The sequence below is a fragment of the Mucilaginibacter frigoritolerans genome (genome assembly GCF_007830615.1).
GTDB lineage: Bacteria > Bacteroidota > Bacteroidia > Sphingobacteriales > Sphingobacteriaceae > Mucilaginibacter > Mucilaginibacter frigoritolerans.
Genome location: NZ_VLLI01000009.1, coordinates 160,648 through 178,438 on the forward strand (window position 1 = coordinate 160,648; position 17,791 = coordinate 178,438).

A 17,791-nucleotide genomic window follows, 5' to 3' on the forward strand; every position below is an offset into this window, starting at 1 on the left:
GTAAATTAGACACTATGTTTTGTAGTAAAATATTTACAAGGTTTATTTTTAAATCAGCTTTAAGAGAAATACTGAATGATGGCCAATCAAATATCACCCTCTTTAAATAAATCATCAGACATGGTAATTGATTGGGAAAGATATGGCCATCTGTTTAAAATAAAAACTGTTCCGGCCAAAACTATTCTTTTGAATGAAGGTGAGGTTTCCAGACATGGCTATTTTATTAAAGAAGGCTGCATCAGGCTTTGGTTCAATAATAAAGGAAAAGATGTGACCTTCCAGTTTTTCTTTGAAAACGAAGGAGTATCATCGATTGAAAGCTTTAAAAATGGAGAACCAAGTTTGTTTAGTATAGAAACTATTGAGCCATCAACCATTTATGTGATCAGCAAAAATAACTTCGATAAGATTTTCATGGAGAATCCTGTTTACAATGCTTTTGTACAGGAAACCATTTATAAACGTCTTTCTCATTACTCCAGGTTATTCATGTCGTACATAAAAAACACTCCGGAAGAACGATACAGGGAACTTTTAAAAAACAGTCCACATATTATTAAACGGGTGCCGCAGCATTATATAGCTTCCTACTTAGGTATTACTTCTGTTTCTTTAAGCAGGATAAGAAATAGAGTGTGAAAAACAATAATAGCCCCACCTAAATCCTCCCCGGTAGGGAGGACTTAAAAACAAACGCGACCGAAGCTAAAGTCTCCACAACCGGGGGAGATTTAGAGGGGGCAAATCATTTATTAACAATTGTTATCGTCTATCCATTTTACGGCATGGACATTTGTGCTAAATATTTAGCATAATGAAAGTAGCGATTGTTTTTAATCATCCTTATGAAGGAAGTTATTGTACTGCTCTACTAAAAGCAGCAACAACCGGTCTGCAAAAAGCAGGACATGAAATTGATTTGATCCACCTGGATAATGACAGGTTTAACCCGGTAATGACAGCAAATGATCTGAAAGGTTTTAAAGAAGGCGTCCCGTGCGATCCTAAAGTTTTGGAATACCGTGAACGCCTTGACGAAGCTAAACACCTGATTATGATATTTCCGATATGGTGGGAGCTAATGCCTGCTATGACGAAAGGATTTATTGATAAGGTGATCTTTCCGGGAGTTGCTTATGACTATGCCCCCAACAGCCGTTATCCTAAAATGATAAAAAGATGGAAGGGACTGAATAGTGTCACTGTAATTACTACCATGAATACACCTTCATTTGTGTACCGCTTAGCATTTGGCAATGCCATTAAGAAAGCTATTTTTAATGGCACCTTTTGGAAACTGGGCTTTAAAAATCGCAAATGGATTAGTTTTAATATGGTGAAATTTGTTGACGATCAGAAAAGGACTAAATGGCTGCATCAGTTGGAAAAGAGATTTGAAAAGCTTCAATAACAATATAACATATAATATATTGTACGTTATATTCAGATGACAATAAAACAGAATAAAATTTCAAATAAATAACAAAATAAAGAATATAAATCTACAATATAATAATTCAACAGCATATAATTAAACTATTAACTTTTCAGGTAGTCATAGCTATATAAAATTTGAATATCATGAAAAAGTTAATCATAGTATCAGCAATAGCAATGAGTGGTTTATTTTATAATACTGCAAATGCACAAGTAAGGCTAAGTTTTGGTTTTAGGTTTGCTCCAAGAAGAGTAGTTTATGCACCATCACCTGTAGTAGTAGAGCAGGTTCCGGTTTATAATCAGCCAGATCAGGTTTATGATAACAATAACGATGATTATTACTATTTACCCGATGTTGATGCTTATTATGATGTAAACGCACAATGTTATTATTATAACGACGGTGCTGACTGGGTTTCAGCAGCTTATTTACCAGGCGAATACCGTAACTATGACTGGAGAAGTGCACGAAGATTTGAAGTGAGAGCCCCAAGACCATATTTACATGATAATATTTACAGATCAAGGTTTAATGGGCGTGAAGCCGGTATGTTTGTAAACAATAACTATAACCGCGGTAGAGATGAGCATTTTGATAACCATGGCCAATGGGAAAATCGTCAGCATTTTGATAACAGGGGCCAGGATAACAATCGCGAACAAATGCAAAACAACCGTGGCCAATGGGGAAACGACCAACATTTTGATAACCATGGACAAGGCCAGCCTTCCAATCAAAATAATGGACGTGAGTGGGGTAACAGAGGTGGAAACAATGAACATTTTGCACAAAACCAAAGAGGCGAGGGCTCTGAACACAGAATGTCAAGATTTTAAGTTTGGATTGTCAATTAATTATATAAATGAAGAGGCCACCGCGAGGGTGGCCCTTTTCATTTTATAATTATTATTAATAACTGCTCGCACTGTTCAATAAATCAATGGCATCGCTGTTTAATTTAAGTTCGGTGGCTTTAATCAGTGAATCTAATTGTTTTATGCTTGTTGCACTGGCTATCGGTGCAGTGATACCCGGACGGGCTATAACCCATGCAATGGCTACCGTTGCCGGGGTTGTATTATATTCGGCAGAAACTTTATCCAGCGCAGCTAATATTTTATACCCACGTGGATTAAGATACTTTTTAACTCCCTGACCACGGTTACTTTTCGAAAGGTCATCTTCTGAACGGTACTTCCCTGTTAAAAATCCGCTTGCCAATGAAAAATAGGTAATTACCCCAACATTTCTTTCACGACATACAGGTTCCAGTTCTTTTTCGTAGTACTCCCTTTCATATAAATTATATTCGGGCTGCAGGCATTGGTAGGCAGCAAGGTTATTGTCCTTACTTACCTGCAAAGCTTCTTTTAAACGGATACCATCATAGTTAGAAGCACCAATTGCCCGTACTTTTCCCTGTTTAATTAAATCGGTATAGGTCTCTAAAGTTTCCAGAAAAGGCGTATCCTTATCATCATCATGCGATTGATACAAATCAATATAATCTGTTTGCAAACGTTTTAATGACGCCTCAACAGCTTCGGTGATATATTTGCGGGATAATCCTTTTTTTCCTTCGCCCATTGGTTTGCCCACTTTCGTGGCAATAATCACGTTATCGCGTTTGCCTGATTTTTTCAACCAGTCACCAATAATAATTTCAGATTCGCCTCCTTTGTTTCCGGGCACCCAATAAGAGTAAACATCAGCAGTATCAATAAAATCTAATCCTGCATCTACAAAAGCATCCAATATGGTAAATGATTGCTGTTCGTTAATTGTCCAGCCAAAAACATTGCCACCAAACGACAATGGCACTACTTTTATTCCTGATGTTCCTATTTCGCGTTTATTCATAAAGTTTATGTTTTATACTATTTGTTTAACCAGTTCATTAATCCAAACTGGCAAAAAGGGTTCTGTCCCGGCAATACGTTGCCATTGGTCATTATCATCTTTAGCAATAACCAGGTGCAGACTATTGTCTATCGATTTAAATTCATAAGCATTATCATAACCATCAAAACTTACTCTGGTTGTGATACCATAAATGGGGGTATCAGATCCAGTTAATACGGCGTCAAATTGTTGTTTCATATTGGATTTATAAAAGTAAGGATATAACGCAAAAACCGTTTTTGTGTTTGATGTAGAATCATCTTGTCAATGTAAAGTTTTCACAACACTTTTCATTAAAAAGCTTTAATTCAACTTACCTTTACACAGTGGAAAATGTAAAACCCAATGCCAATATATTAATTGAACTGGTACAAACTAAAATGCCTTATGGAAAATACAAAGGCACTTTAATAAGTGATTTACCTGTTTACTACCTCGAATGGCTGCACAGTAAAGGTTTACCTCCTGGTAAATTAGGTATGCTGCTAGGCACTGCTTTTGAAATAAAGACCAATGGACTTACCGAAATTTTATTCAAAGTAAAACAATCACTAAGGTAAGCGACCGGACATAAGTAGTTGATTTGTTGAGAAAATAACAAATCATCCGATCATCTGCCATTACCACATATTACCTATTGATGACCATCCGGTAGTGCATAAGCATCGTATATTTGATTATAGACTTAAATATACAACAGCTATGAAAAGATCCATTTTATATATTGCCTGTATCCTTTTATTTGCTGGATGCGCCGTGGCTCAATCAGGCAATGATTTTGCCGTACTGCCTAAGCCTGCAGCAGGAGAGGCCGTTGCCACATTTGGAGGAGGTTGCTTTTGGAGCATGAGCGAAGCCATGTCTGAATTGAAAGGTGTTAATAAAGTAATATCCGGATATGCAGGGGGCACCACCAAAAACCCAACTTATGATGAGGTTAGCTCACGTAATACAGGACACGCTGAATGTGTACAAATTTACTACGATCCTAAACTTATAAACTTTTCCACACTGGCACATGCCTTCTTTTTTGCTCACGACCCAACAGAGCTTAACAAACAGGGTCCAGATGAAGGTACTGATTATCGATCAATAGCTTTTTATCGTACGCCAGAAGAGCACAGCATTTTATTGGACATAATTAAAAAGATCAATGCCGAAAAGCATTATCCTGACCCATTAGTTACCCAGGTTGTTCCTTTTAAAGCATTTTATCCGGCAGAGAAATATCACCAGGGATATTACAGGTTAAATGGCGACAGTCCTTATATTCAAACTGTATCGGTGCCTAAAGTAATGAAATTCAGAAAGGCTGAAAAAGCAGAATTGAAGCCAGAGTTCCAGAAGTAATGATTAGGGGTAAAATTAAAAAGCGGGAAGAAAACTCTTACCCGCCTTTTAAAAAAAATTAAAACACTATAAAACGTAAAACAGAATAACAGCTTATTCAACTGTTGCTCTAAGCATTAACGCTCCTACAGTAACATTAGTACGGCTATCGATAATTATTGCACCACCATTAGCCTTATTATTTTGATATAAGTCAAACGCTAAAGGCTCTGCCGTTTTAATCACTATCCTGCCAATATCATTCAATTTAAATTCTTCGTTATATTCTTTTTCTAAAGTATTTATATTCACTTTATACAATATTTCCTGTATGCGGCAGCGGGTTACTTTGCTGTTGTGTTGTATAAAATAAGTATGGGAGCTATCCAATGCACGGGTATCCATCCAGCAAAGATCAGCCTCAATTAATTGTGAAACTTCGGGCTGATACTGGCTGTTTACCAATATATCGCCGCGACTGATATCAATCTCATCTTTTAAATGAATAGTTACAGACATCCCGGCAAAGGCTTCAGTTGGTTCCTTATCAAGCAACTCTATTTTTTCAATAGTTGAACTAAAGCCTGATGGGAGTACAGTCACCTTATCATTAACTTTAAATGATCCGCTTGAAACACGGCCAGCATAGCCACGGTAATCATGCAGATCTTCTGTTTGCGGACGAAGTACCCACTGTACCGGGAAACGGGCATGTGATTTAGCATCATCAACCTTAATTTCAACAGTCTCTAATAAATGTAATAAGCTTTCGCCTTTGTACCAGTTAATATTTACTGATTTATACACAATATTATCACCCTTTAATGCACTTACAGGAATGTAAGTCACATTTTTCAAACCTACTTTTTCAGCTAAAGCTTTATAGTCAGCTACAATATTGTTATAAACTTCTTCACTAAAATCAACCATATCCATTTTGTTGATACAAACCACAACTTGCGGTAAACCTAAAAGAGATACCAGGAAAGAGTGGCGGATAGTTTGTTCAATAACTCCTTTACGTGCATCAATCAGGATGATAGCCAGATTAGCATTTGAGGCTCCGGTTACCATGTTACGGGTATATTGGATATGCCCCGGAGTATCCGCAATAATAAACTTGCGTTTTTCTGTTTGAAAATATTTATAGGCTACGTCAATAGTAATCCCTTGCTCACGTTCGGCTTTAAGTCCGTCTGTTAATATTGCCAGGTCGATACTACCATCGTCATTTTTACGGTTTGAGCGATGCAGGGCTTCTAACTGATCCGCCAGGATTGATTCACTATCATACAGCAACCTTCCAATCAAGGTACTTTTGCCATCATCAACACTGCCTGCAGTAATAAATTTTAATATATCCATTTTTGTTATTTCGGAATTCGAATTTTCGATTGTGAATTTTCTTTTGATAAATTAAAAATATCCGCCTTTTTTACGGTCTTCCATGGCTGCTTCAGAAACCTTGTCGTCCATACGGGCACCACGTTCGCTTATTTTAGATGCGCTGATTTCATCAATAATATCATCAATATGATATGCGTATGATTCCACAGCAGCAGTACAAGTCATATCACCAACGGTACGGAAACGTACATTTTGTTTGGTAATAATGTCATCCTCATCCATATTTAAAAATGGTGAAGCGGCCATTAATTGTCCGTTACGGGTGATACAATCTCTTTCGTGTGCAAAATAAATAGAAGGCAATTCAATTTTTTCCCTGCGGATATAGTTCCAAACATCCAATTCTGTCCAGTTACTGATAGGGAATACCCTAACATTTTCGCCTTTATGAATTTTACCATTAAAGATATTCCATAGCTCAGGTCGTTGACGTTTGGGATCCCACTGACCAAATTCATCACGTACAGAAAATATACGTTCTTTGGCCCTTGCTTTTTCCTCATCGCGACGGGCACCACCAATACAAGCATCAAACTGATGTTTAGCAATAGTATCCAGTAATGTTACTGTTTGTAAGGCATTCCGACTGGCATTTTTCCCCTTTTGTTCAACCACTTTACCTTCGTCAATAGAATCTTGCACATGCCCAACAATCAGCTTTTCGCCAATCCGTTTAATCATGTTATCGCGGTATTCAATAGTTTCGATAAAATTATGCCCGGTATCAATATGTACCAGCGGGAAAGGGAATTTTCCCGGTCTGAAAGCTTTTTCAGCCAAACGTACCAATGTGATAGAATCTTTTCCACCCGAAAAAAGCAGTGCAGGCTTTTCAAACTGTCCGGCTACCTCGCGCAGAATATAAATGGCCTCTGCCTCCAACTCATCTAAATAATCCAGCTGATGCTTACTCATTTGTTGTTATTATAAATTATTGAATAATTGATCTATAGAATACTTCCATATCTCCACTATTCGGAATTAACTTGCTTTTACCTCATGCAATCCACATTCTTTCTTCGACTGATCTTCCCACCACCATCTTCCGGCTCTGAAATCTTCGCCAGATTGTACTGCCCTGGTACATGGCGCACAGCCTATACTTGGGAATCCTCTGTCGTGTAGCGTATTGTAAGGTATATTGTATTTTTTAATGTATTCTTTTACTTCATCTAAAGTCCAGTTGTAAATAGGGTGGAACTTTACCAATTGATTTTGTTCATCCCATTCCACATTTTCCATATGCTGGCGGTTGGCTGACTGTTCAGCACGGATACCGGTTATCCAACATTTATTACCAGCCAAAGCCCGTTTTAAAGGTTCAATCTTACGAATTCCGCAGCACTCTTTTCTGTTATCAACCGATTCATAGAAACTATTTGGACCTTTTGCATTAACCATTTGTTCCAATAGCTCATGCTGCGGGTAATAAGCGTGAATAGGCTTTCCATATATTTCCATGGTACGGTTCCAAACATAATAGGTTTCAGGAAATAATCTGCCGGTTTCCAATGTAAAAATTTTTATCGGCAAATTATTGGTGAATATCATATGGGTAATCACCTGATCCTCCCAACCAAAACTGGTTGAAAAAATAATCTCACCGTGAAAAATATCACTCAAAAGCGTTAAAGATTCTATGGGATCAAGTCCGGCTGCTTCCTTTTTAATATGTTCTGCTAATTCGTTCATCTTAAATAACCTTCATTAAAAATGCAGCAATACTTTTTATGCTGATTAGTATTACAATTACGGCAACTGCTATCATAATAGCTTTAGCCGATATACGGTTTGAAATTTTTGCAGCTATAGGCGAAGCAATGGCACTGCCAATTACCAGGCCGGCAACAGCTTCCCAATGATGTGCATTAAGCATGGTGAAAAAGGTAATGCTGCTCATTAGTGCGATAAAAAATCGTGATAACTTTACAGTACCTAACGAAAAACGTGGATGCCTGCCACCGGCTATCAGGGTTGATAAAACTATCGAACCCCAGCCACCACCACCTACCGCATCAATAAAACCACCGCCTAAACCTAACAGCGGGATTCTTTTTATTTTTTGGGATGATTTTAACACACCGGTTTTAAATGCTTTTGATAATATAACCAAACCTAATATCAATGTATAAAAGGATACAAAGGGCTTGGTATACTGGCTATAATGTTCAAGGGATGAAAGCAGATAGGCTCCAGTAACCGCACCTATAATTCCCGGAACAAGTAATAGTTTAAACAGTTTCCAGTTGATATTGCCCATACGGTAATGCATCCAGCCAGCAATACCATTGCTCATAATTTCAGACAGGTGCACACCCATACTTGCCGAAGCAGGAGGGATGCCCATTGAAAGAGAGAAAGTAGTTGAGGTAACGCCGTATGACATACCGATAGCACCATCAATCAACGCAAACACAAACCCGGCACCTAAAAAGTAATAGAATAATGGATTAATATCTTCTATATAAAGTTTAAAGCCCGGCTGTTTAAGCCAAAGTACAGTAAGTACTATAGCGATTGATAATATAATGGTTATCCAGATAAGCCAAACGAAATTCTTTTTAACAGGCTGTTTGGGTTCAACCAATACGGAAGTTACTTCGTTTAATTTCTTAACCTTATAGGCAAAATCACCATTTAATGAATTGCGTAATGCACTCATTTGCTGTAAGGTGGTATTCAACTCATTGGGTAAGCTTTCGTTCAAAACTTCTTTTAAGCGTTTAGCTACTGTGGGCGATTTACCATTGGTTGATATAGCAATTTTAAGATCACCTTTTTGCACAATGGAACCGAGGTAGAAGTCGCAAAGCTCAGGTTTATCGGCCACATTGATCAACAGTTTACGATCATGGGCCGACTGCCGGATAAACTCATTCAACCGGCTATCATTAGTAGCGGCAATTACAACATTAGCACCGTCTAAATCAGCATCGGTAAATGTTTTCTGGATTATTTTTACGCCTTTATATTCTGCTGCCAATAAGTGCACTTCGGGCAGAATAGTTAAAGCAATAACGGTTACTCTTGCATTAGCACTGTTGTTTAAAATGGCAGTCAGTTTCTCTAAACCAACATTGCCTGCACCAATCAGTACTGTATGCAATTCATTCAGCTTCAAAAAAACAGGGAATAAGGGATTACCTTCTGTTTTCTGCTTTTGAATGATTTTTAATCCGCTATCCTTCGGCAGTAATGTCATAAAATTCTTTGATAGGCTGAAATTGAGGATGTAAAGATACCACTTCGCCAAAAACAATAAGGGCTGGTGAGGTGATCTTCTTTTCTTCTACTACTTCAACAATAGTATCTACAATGCCAATGGCTACCTTTTCATTATCAGTTGTACCGCTTTGAATTACGGCTACAGGTAGTTTATTTTTACCTTCTTTTTTAAATATTTCGGTAATTTCTGCCAATTTATGAATCCCCATTAATACTACAATGGTAGCTTTTGTACGAGCAGCCTCATAAACATCATTGGATACTTTACCACTTGAAGTAGTACCCGTTACCACCCAAAAGCTTTCGCTTAAGCCGCGGTGTGTTACCGGGATATTTTGTAAACCCGGTACGCCAATTGAACTGGAAATACCAGGAATTACCTGTGCAGGGATACTATAAGATGCTGCAAAATCCAACTCTTCAAAACCACGACCAAATACAAACGGATCCCCACCTTTAAGGCGTACTACGTGGCCATAGTTAATGGCATAATCAACCATCAGCCTGTTTACCGCATCCTGAGAGTAGGTATGATCGCCTGAACGTTTACCAACATAAACTTTAGTAGCATGTTCAGGTGCATAATGAAGTAATTCTTCATTAATCAGGGCATCGTATAAAACTACATCAGCAGTTTGCAACGCTTTTACCGCCTTTAAAGTAATCAGATCCGGATCGCCGGGACCTGCGCCAACCAGCGTAATACGTGGTTCTTTTATTGTTTTTTCTGTTGATGTAACGATCATGGTTGTACCAGTTCCTCTCTTTTTGCTTTAACGTTTGTTAAAAAATCATTAGCCTCTTTAATATAAGTTATTGCAAAGCTTTCTGATGGTTCGTTTTTGTTTATTTGTAATACCAGGTCATTAAAAGTACCGTTGAGTTTTATTTCACCTGTACTAACATAATGTGTATCAAATTCGCGGATAATGCCTGTTTGTGTACTGCTGTTGATGTTTTTATCAAGCAATAATGCTTTAGCTGAACTTATAAAAGTATTATAGGCATGATAAATTGCATCTGCCCATCGGCCATCGGCAAAAGCTTCTTTTGACCAGCCAAACTTTTCATCAGCCTCAAACAATAAAGTAGCTACCAGGTCAATCACCACACCAGCACATTCGCCAACGCCAATTGCTGTTGCAAAAGTTTCCTGGTGTCCCCAGTCTACAAATTCTTCTTCAGTAAGGGTTGTTAAATCTGCCAAAGGTTTTAATAACTGGTAGAAGTAATCTTTACCTTTTCTATCATAATAAGCATGGAAAGTTTCATCCTGTATAGCGTTTGCCGTATAATCATCCAAAACAGCTCTTAAAACGTGCGTTGCTCTTTTAGCCGGAACTTTAATGATTTTTTCAGCAGCGCGTCCAACACCATTACCAACGGTGCCACCACCCAATAATACCTGAACTGACGGCAATACTTTTGTACCGGCTTTTAATGAGCTGCCATGAAAACCAATATGCGCCAAACCATGCTGACCGCAGGAATTCATACAGCCACTAATCTTTATTTTGATTTCACGGTTATAAATAAGCTCTTCGTACTCGTTATAGATTAAATCTTCCAACACTTTTGATAAAGTCATGCTGTTAGAGATTCCCAGGTTACAGGTATCGGTACCGGGGCAAGTAGTAACATCGGCCATGCTATCAAAACCCGGAGCTGATAGATCCAAAGCGGTTAAGCCTGCATACAAAGCTGGTAATGCTTCTTTGCGAACGTATTTCAATAACAAGCCCTGGTTTTGGGTTATCCTGATTTCATCGGCTACATATGGTCTTATGGCTTCAACCAGTTTACGTGCAACATCTGAATGTATATCACCAACAGGTACTTTAACATATACCCCATAAAAGTCTTTTTGCTTTTGCTCGAACACGTTGGTAGCCAACCATTGCTCGTAACGGAAAGGATTAGCTATTTCAATAGCTACATTACCGCTTAACTCCGGGATGGCAGGAGCGGGCACTGTGTCTCTGTTTATTTTATAGGTTTTTACTTTTAGTGCCAGTCTTTCCGCTTTAGCCAGGGAAAGTACTTCTTCCAATCCGATTTTTTGGATCAGGTATTTCAAACGGGCTTTGTTCCGGTTATTGCGTTCACCATGACGGTCGAACACCCTGATAATGGCTTCTATATAAGGAATCAACTGATCTTCTGGCAAAAACTCTTCTACAATACTGGCTAGTAAAGGCTGTGCACCTAAACCGCCACCTAGCATTATTTTAAAGCCACGCTCACCATTTTCGTTTATTTTAGGAATGGCACCAATATCATGGATATAAGAAAAAGCGGTATCCGCATTGCTCGAAGAAAAGGAGATTTTGAACTTACGTCCCATTTCCTGGCATATCGGGTTACGCAAAAAGTATTCAAATACTGCCTGTGCATAAGGAGAAACATCAAATGGCTCAGCCGGGTCAATACCGGCAGCAGGAGAGGATGTGACGTTTCTAACGGTATTACCGCAAGCTTCGCGTAAGGTAATATCATCCTGCTCTAACTCGGCCCATAATTGTGGGGTACGGTCAAGACTTACATAATGGATCTGGATATCCTGACGGGTAGTTAAGTGGAGGTTACTGCTTCCGTATTTGTCCGAAATATCGGCAATCCGCAGTAATTGTTTGAATGTTACTTTACCAAAAGGTAGCTTTATACGAACCATCTGCACACCTGGTTGGCGCTGTCCGTAAACACCGCGGGCCAGGCGAAGACTTCTGAATTTTTCATCATGAATCTTTCCTTCACGGAAAGCCCTGATCTTTTTTTCAAGGTCGATGATATCCTTTTCTACTATCGGATTCTCCAGTTCTGTTCTGAAGCTTTGCATAATGTTAATTTAGTTTTGTGATATAAAAAAACCTCTCCGGCCGGGGCTAAAGAGGCTTATTACTTTAAAATATTTGTAAAATAAAGCCCCTCATATGCTGCCATACATACAGCAATACACCATAGCTTTATTATCCCCGAAATAAGTAACTCTCATATTATGTCACAAATATATACATAGTATACGGAAATGGTAGTATATTTTTAAAAATAACGGCTTTTTACTTTACCATTACATTCATAAAATGGGTTCAAAACTAAATGTAATTTACTCAAATTAATTCGGTATAAACAACAATAAATTTAACTCCACATAACTTTTAAATAATCTTAAATACTCTATTTTTGATGGATATGAAAAAATACGCCGTATTACTGATTTCATGTGTTTTTGCAATTAACGCTTTTGCACAAACCGACACCACTCAAAAAATAGTGGCAGGACGAAAAAACAGTCCTGAACAGGAGAAGAAACCTTATGTGATTCTGATATCAGCAGATGGTTTTCGTTATGATTACGCTGAAAAATATAAAGCCAACCACTTACAGGAACTTGCTAACGAAGGAGTAAAGGCACCTTATATGATTCCTTCCTTTCCGTCAGTTACTTTTCCTAATCATTATACTTTGGTTACAGGATTATACCCTTCGCACCATGGTTTGGTTGATAATTATTTTTATGACCGCAACCGCAAGGAGTTTTACTCCTCCAGCAATAAAGCAAAGGTGGCCGATGCTTCTTGGTATGGCGGCACACCGCTTTGGGTACTGGCCGAGCAACAACATATGCTTACAGCAAGCTTTTACTGGGTAGCTTCAGAAGCACCTATAAAGGATACCAGGCCTACTTATTATTATGTATACAACGAAAAAATCAATATCCACAGCCGTATACAAACAGTGGTTGAATGGCTGAAACTTCCACCGGAAAGCCGCCCACACTTGATTACTTTTTACCTGCCACAGGTAGACCACGCAGGACATGTATATGGGCCAGAAGCTCCGGAAACTGAAAAAGAAATACACTTTGTTGATTCTGCCGTTTATGAGTTAACTAAGGCTGTAAAAACTACCGGACTGGATGTTAACTATGTTTTTGTTTCCGATCATGGAATGACTAAAATTGACAGGGAAAATCCTATTGGTAAACCTGCTGCAGTGGATACTTCCAAATTTATAATTTCTGGTGATGGGGTAATGGTTCAGCTTTTTGCTAAAGATCCTAAGTTTATAAAAGACACTTATGATCAGCTTAAAAAAGAAGCGAAGGACTACCAGGTTTACCTTAGTACAGAAATGCCGGCAAAGTTTAACTACAGCAAATCAGACGACTGGCACAACCGTATTGGCGATATCATCCTGATCCCTAACTGGCCCAAGGTATTTAATTTAAATGGCCGCAAGCTTAATGTGGGCACACATGGCTTCGATCCAACCATAGTAAAAGAGATGCTGGCAACTTTTTATGCCTGGGGACCTGCCTTTAAAGAGCACAAACAGGTACCTCCGTTTAAAAACGTAAACATTTATCCACTGGTAACCACCATTTTGAATTTGCCTTATACCGAGAAAATAGACGGGACTAAAACTTTAGCTAACGAAGCACTTAAATAGAAGAAGGCTTTAAAAACATACTGATCAACCTTTAAAAGTTGATCAGTGTGTTTTCTCTGGCAATAATGTCAGCAATGCTTGTTTCGGAAAGGATTTTCAGCGTAGCATCTCTAACTTCCACAAATACATCACGGATACCACAAGTGGTTTCCTGTTTGCATTCATCGCATTTATGGTAAAAATTTAAGCTGGCGCAGGGTACCATGGCTATAGGGCCATCGGTAATACGCATAATGCTTACTAAAAATATCTCTTTAGGATCTTTATTAAGACTATAGCCACCACCGGCACCTTTTTTACTGTACAGGAAGCCCGCGTTGCGCAAGTCTAACAATATCTGTTCGAGAAACTTTTTGGGGATTCGCTCTTCTTCTGCGATCTTGGAAATTTGCATTGGCGGTTGATCCGCGTTTTTGCCCAGGACTACAAGAGCCTTAATAGCGTACTTGGTTTTTTTTGATAGCATTGTTTAAAAATACAATTACAAAATTACATAAAGAAATCTGTAAAACTATATCAATCGGTTAAGGAGCTTAGTGTATATGATTTGTTGAACAATTATACCAATTTTTTATCAATGTCAACAGGCCTTTTCTTTACTACTGGCTCAACTATAAACCGTTCGTCCACATTTTTGCTGGTAACCGTCAATTGATCGTTTATAGCAACAACGCCATTACCTTTATGAACCAGGTTTTGACCAAAAAGTATCTTATTATTTTTAAGGCGATAGGAGGCTAGCGTTTTTAGCGGTTCTTTCCCTTTACAGCCCTTTTCCTGATCAATAGTGGTCATTACGCAGCGGGCACATAGTTTAACGCCGTAAAAGCTGATATCTCCTATGGTAAAATGGCCCATCAGGTCCTCTTCAAATGGTTCGCCATCGGTAAAAACAATATTGGGCCTGAACCTGTCCATAGGTAATGGTTCAGCCAGGCGGCTGTTCAGCTCATTCAATGAGGCTTGCCCGATAAGCAAAAAAGGATAACCATCAGAAAAGGAAGTTATCGATTCTTCAATAGCGTAAAGCTGATCAACTATGCGCATGCTATCATCAGGCATATAAACCAGTCGGCATTTGATGCCTATTGCTTTACTAAACCACTCATCAACTTCATCGCTTATAAATTGGGCTGTACAAACATCATCCCAAATGGTTACCTGTGCTGTTGGGTTTGTAGCCGGATAATTAAACGGAACCAATATTGAATCGCCGCTTAGCTTGTGTGTTATACGCAATCCGCTTTCCTCAATTACTACAGCCAGTTGCGTCAGTTCAGGAATTTCCCTTTGCGACATAAACATATTGTTTTCATCCACCAGCATCCACCGCCTGTCGTGCTCAAAGCCTTTGGGCGTAACCCTTGCCTGCTGCAAGGAGATACCCGGCAATGATTTAATAGGGTAGATGTACAATCCACTAACTTTCAGTATCGGTAACACATTCGCCATAAAAACAAAAATATACAAAAGATTTAAGAAAGTGGCCGGCCGGCCGGATTGCCTGGTACCTGCCGCAGGCCGGCCAGTTTGTTGAAGCAGCATTAATAGCAAAGATCCAAACTGCTTGATTTGATTATGCAACAGGGTAGGGTGATCCATCATTAATTCTCAGCTCTTTTTCTGCTAATCCCCCATTTATCTGCCACATTGATTAACCTGCTCATTCACTTATGCCTGGGATGATGCCTTATTTTTTACGGCTGTAATCACTAATTAAAAAATATACTACAATTAAAAAAAACAAAGAAAGGATCGAAACTCCTGCAATAACAATAATCTTAACAAAGATATTACCCATTACATTATCATCAAACAATAACCCAATGGCCGATACCAGGGATAAGAAAAGCACCCATATAGCTTTACTTGCATTTTTATCCATAAAACTTATTGAATACCTAAATTAATCAATCGTTTATTAATGGTCAAACAATTATGTTATTACCTGGCTTTTCTAACTCTTTTTTAAATGCAATTATCATTGCCGGTTAATAAATGATACTGCATGTAACCATTACATTGATTTTACCTATTGATTATCTAATAATTAATAGTATATTTAACATAGCGAAAAAAATATCGTTAAAATCCTAAATTTTATAACCTAACACCTAAAACAGTAATGAAAAATTCCACAAAAATCACAGCATGTATTATTCTTGCATTCGGAATTGCCGTATGGGGTTGCGGGCTTAAGCATACCGCTTCAACCGCAACCGCAACCGGTGCAAACGGGCTACCTCAGGATGTTTTACAATCCTGCACCGTTTCACAAGATACTTTTAACCATTGGTTTGCCAGCGGCAAAGCCACACAAAATGGTTTGGTATTACCCGCAAACAGCGTAACTTTTCCGCATCAAAACAATTGCGACTTTTACCAATGGTCGGAAAGAATGTTTCTTTGGCTCACTTCGCCTGCAACAGGCCAATATGGCAACGGGCACAGCATTTTGGAAAGCGCCGTTTTTTACAATGTTTCACCTCCTGATTCAGCAGGAACCCGTACTTTAAGTCCGCATATACCCAATACACCTTTCCGCATGGATAACCACGTGGAGAAAAACGGGCCCGACAGGTTACCAGTATTCAGGGATAATGCCGGTAATTTGTTTGAGGTTGAAACTGTTAAACAAAGTACAAAGACCCCTATCTTACTCAAAAACGCTGCCGGCAAATCGGTTGAACTGGCGCAAATAAAAACAGGAGCAGCAGGGGCACTTACTTTTCTGGATAAATCAGGGCAGCCCATTGTGCATCCTCAGCCTATTATTCAACACAGGCAAAATCATATGCGTATTGTTAAAAGGCTAATAATTGGCAGAACGGCTGCATTGCTGGATGCATCAGGCGCCCCGGTACAAACCGAAGCCGGACAAGCTACCGGTGATGTGCTGATGGATCAGAATAAATCACTGGTATATTATTTAACATTGGTAAATGATGTTTATGCCTATTTCTTAACCGGTGCCAAAGGGGGAAAGCTGAGCGGAAGCCAATTCCCTACAACAGCGGCAGCACGAGACAGCATTTGTGCCATTGCAAGGGCCAACCATGTTACCCTGCCTGATTCAAATGCACTGGCTATTGAGCTTAAAACATCATGGGTAGAGGCGAGTTCACTTCCTGATCCGCAAAACTACTTTACTATTAATGCAACCATCCCTACCTATAAAACTACCGACTCGTTATGGGTGCCTGTCAGCGAAAAAACTGTGCCCATGGCATTGGTAGGCGTACATATTGTAGGCAGCGTAGCCGGTCACCCCGAAATGGTATGGTCAACTTTTGAGCACCTGAAAATTACGCCAAATGCTGCTTATGCTTATGTTGATGTGAACAATAAAACCCAAACCGTACCCCAGGATACCGGAAAAAACTGGTTATTCAGCAATAACGCAAGCGATAGCATTATCAACAAATCGCACATGATAAGCGTAAACGGCACAGATACCATTGCTGCTAAAAAGCCTTATACCATTAGCCCCAGTAATACCTTATTAACTATACCATGGGGAAGCGCCAAAGATTCGGTAACCAATCCGGAAGATAAAAGCTCAGCAGCATCCAATAGTGAGGTTATATCCATGAACAATACCATATATAAATATTTGGTTGGCACCGATATCAGGAAAAACTACCTGCTGATTGGGGCAACCTGGACAAGCGGCGGTGCACCACCAAACGGCAATAGCTATGGCTCAGATACCACTGCCGGTGTAGCAATAGGCACCAGCGTATTGGCTAACAGCACCATGGAAACCTATTTTATGAGTCCTACACACTCGTGTTTCACCTGCCATTCGGGTAGTACCCCAACGTTAATACCGGGAGATATAAGCCACATATACAGTGGCCTGGTACCTTTAATAAACAGTTATAATTTAAGAAAGAAGAATAAAAAGTAGCTGTAAAGCTGCCTATTGTTAATTTACATCACTCAAAAATGAACCCCGGCATTTATTGTCGGGGTTTTGTATTTAAAAATTCTTCTAAAAGATCGCTCGCATAGTTAACTCACCCGGTCATTGCT

18 protein-coding genes are annotated in these 17,791 nt (G+C 39.0%); 7 read left to right on the top strand and 11 right to left on the bottom strand.

Annotated elements, in window-relative coordinates; all coding sequences use genetic code 11:
* Positions 1–75 precede the first annotated feature (75 nt).
* The 3 genes from JN11_RS15950 (at position 76) to JN11_RS15960 (ending at position 2,280) form a co-directional block, all read left to right on the top strand.
* Positions 76–642, top strand: a complete 567-nt coding sequence (locus tag JN11_RS15950) for a Crp/Fnr family transcriptional regulator (protein ID WP_246139026.1) — start codon at positions 76–78, stop codon at positions 640–642.
* A 175-nt stretch (positions 643–817) separates the two neighbouring features.
* Positions 818–1,414 (top strand): NAD(P)H-dependent oxidoreductase, encoded by a 597-nt coding sequence (locus JN11_RS15955; RefSeq protein WP_144914142.1) that lies wholly within the window; start codon positions 818–820, stop codon positions 1,412–1,414.
* Between the two features lie 170 nt (positions 1,415–1,584).
* Positions 1,585–2,280 carry a hypothetical protein gene (locus tag JN11_RS15960; RefSeq protein ID WP_144914144.1) on the top strand — a complete coding sequence of 232 codons (696 nt, stop codon included), beginning with the start codon at positions 1,585–1,587 and terminating at the stop codon, positions 2,278–2,280.
* A 73-nt stretch (positions 2,281–2,353) separates the two neighbouring features.
* On the opposite strand, the gene JN11_RS15965 is transcribed toward JN11_RS15960, so the two are convergent.
* Together JN11_RS15965 and JN11_RS15970 are read right to left on the bottom strand one after the other, a co-directional pair.
* A complete protein-coding gene (locus JN11_RS15965) occupies positions 2,354–3,304 on the bottom strand; it encodes an aldo/keto reductase (protein ID WP_144914146.1) in 951 nt (316 codons plus the stop codon).
* A 12-nt stretch (positions 3,305–3,316) separates the two neighbouring features.
* Complete coding sequence (locus JN11_RS15970) at positions 3,317–3,544, bottom strand: hypothetical protein (RefSeq protein WP_144914147.1); 228 nt, start codon at positions 3,542–3,544, stop codon at positions 3,317–3,319.
* Between the two features lie 128 nt (positions 3,545–3,672).
* On the opposite strand from JN11_RS15970, the gene JN11_RS15975 reads away from it, so the two are divergent.
* Positions 3,673–3,906, top strand: a complete 234-nt coding sequence (locus JN11_RS15975; protein ID WP_262713287.1) for a DUF3820 family protein — start codon at positions 3,673–3,675, stop codon at positions 3,904–3,906.
* A gap of 142 nt (positions 3,907–4,048) precedes the next feature.
* Complete coding sequence (msrA, locus tag JN11_RS15980; RefSeq protein ID WP_144914149.1) at positions 4,049–4,696, top strand: peptide-methionine (S)-S-oxide reductase MsrA; 648 nt, start codon at positions 4,049–4,051, stop codon at positions 4,694–4,696.
* Positions 4,697–4,789: 93 nt separating this feature from the next.
* On the opposite strand, the gene JN11_RS15985 is transcribed toward msrA, so the two are convergent.
* The 6 genes from JN11_RS15985 to JN11_RS16010 form a co-directional block, all read right to left on the bottom strand.
* On the bottom strand, positions 4,790–6,040 hold the full coding sequence (locus JN11_RS15985) for a sulfate adenylyltransferase subunit 1 (RefSeq protein ID WP_144914151.1): 1,251 nt from the start codon (positions 6,038–6,040) through the stop codon (positions 4,790–4,792).
* A gap of 51 nt (positions 6,041–6,091) precedes the next feature.
* Positions 6,092–6,997 (bottom strand): sulfate adenylyltransferase subunit CysD, encoded by a 906-nt coding sequence (gene cysD, locus JN11_RS15990; RefSeq protein WP_211360798.1) that lies wholly within the window; start codon positions 6,995–6,997, stop codon positions 6,092–6,094.
* A 66-nt stretch (positions 6,998–7,063) separates the two neighbouring features.
* Positions 7,064–7,774, bottom strand: a complete 711-nt coding sequence (locus JN11_RS15995) for a phosphoadenylyl-sulfate reductase (protein ID WP_144914152.1) — start codon at positions 7,772–7,774, stop codon at positions 7,064–7,066.
* A gap of 1 nt (position 7,775) precedes the next feature.
* Positions 7,776–9,284: a TSUP family transporter gene (locus tag JN11_RS16000; RefSeq protein WP_144914154.1), complete on the bottom strand. Its 1,509-nt coding sequence runs from the start codon at positions 9,282–9,284 to the stop codon at positions 7,776–7,778.
* Positions 9,262–10,053, bottom strand: a complete 792-nt coding sequence (gene cobA, locus JN11_RS16005) for a uroporphyrinogen-III C-methyltransferase (protein ID WP_144914156.1) — start codon at positions 10,051–10,053, stop codon at positions 9,262–9,264. The genes JN11_RS16000 and cobA overlap by 23 nt, the downstream gene beginning before the upstream one ends.
* Entirely contained in the window at positions 10,050–12,143 is a 2,094-nt protein-coding gene (locus tag JN11_RS16010) for a HEPN domain-containing protein (RefSeq protein ID WP_144914157.1), read from the bottom strand. Before JN11_RS16010 ends, cobA begins: the two co-directional genes overlap by 4 nt.
* Before the next feature lie 353 nt (positions 12,144–12,496).
* Between JN11_RS16010 and JN11_RS16015 the strand changes: the two genes are divergently transcribed.
* A complete protein-coding gene (locus tag JN11_RS16015; RefSeq protein WP_144914159.1) occupies positions 12,497–13,756 on the top strand; it encodes an alkaline phosphatase family protein in 1,260 nt (419 codons plus the stop codon).
* A gap of 31 nt (positions 13,757–13,787) precedes the next feature.
* On the opposite strand, the gene JN11_RS16020 is transcribed toward JN11_RS16015, so the two are convergent.
* The 3 genes from JN11_RS16020 to JN11_RS16030 all read right to left on the bottom strand — a co-directional run bounded on the left by JN11_RS16020 (position 13,788) and on the right by JN11_RS16030 (position 15,641).
* Entirely contained in the window at positions 13,788–14,222 is a 435-nt protein-coding gene (locus tag JN11_RS16020; RefSeq protein ID WP_144914161.1) for an RrF2 family transcriptional regulator, read from the bottom strand.
* A 92-nt stretch (positions 14,223–14,314) separates the two neighbouring features.
* Positions 14,315–15,361, bottom strand: a complete 1,047-nt coding sequence (locus tag JN11_RS16025; protein WP_246139027.1) for an MOSC domain-containing protein — start codon at positions 15,359–15,361, stop codon at positions 14,315–14,317.
* An 85-nt stretch (positions 15,362–15,446) separates the two neighbouring features.
* Positions 15,447–15,641 carry a hypothetical protein gene (locus JN11_RS16030; protein WP_144914162.1) on the bottom strand — a complete coding sequence of 65 codons (195 nt, stop codon included), beginning with the start codon at positions 15,639–15,641 and terminating at the stop codon, positions 15,447–15,449.
* 240 nt (positions 15,642–15,881) lie between these two features.
* Between JN11_RS16030 and JN11_RS16035 the strand changes: the two genes are divergently transcribed.
* Positions 15,882–17,666, top strand: coding sequence for a hypothetical protein (locus tag JN11_RS16035; RefSeq protein ID WP_144914164.1), 1,785 nt, complete (start codon positions 15,882–15,884; stop codon positions 17,664–17,666).
* The last annotated feature ends 125 nt before the right edge of the window (positions 17,667–17,791 follow it).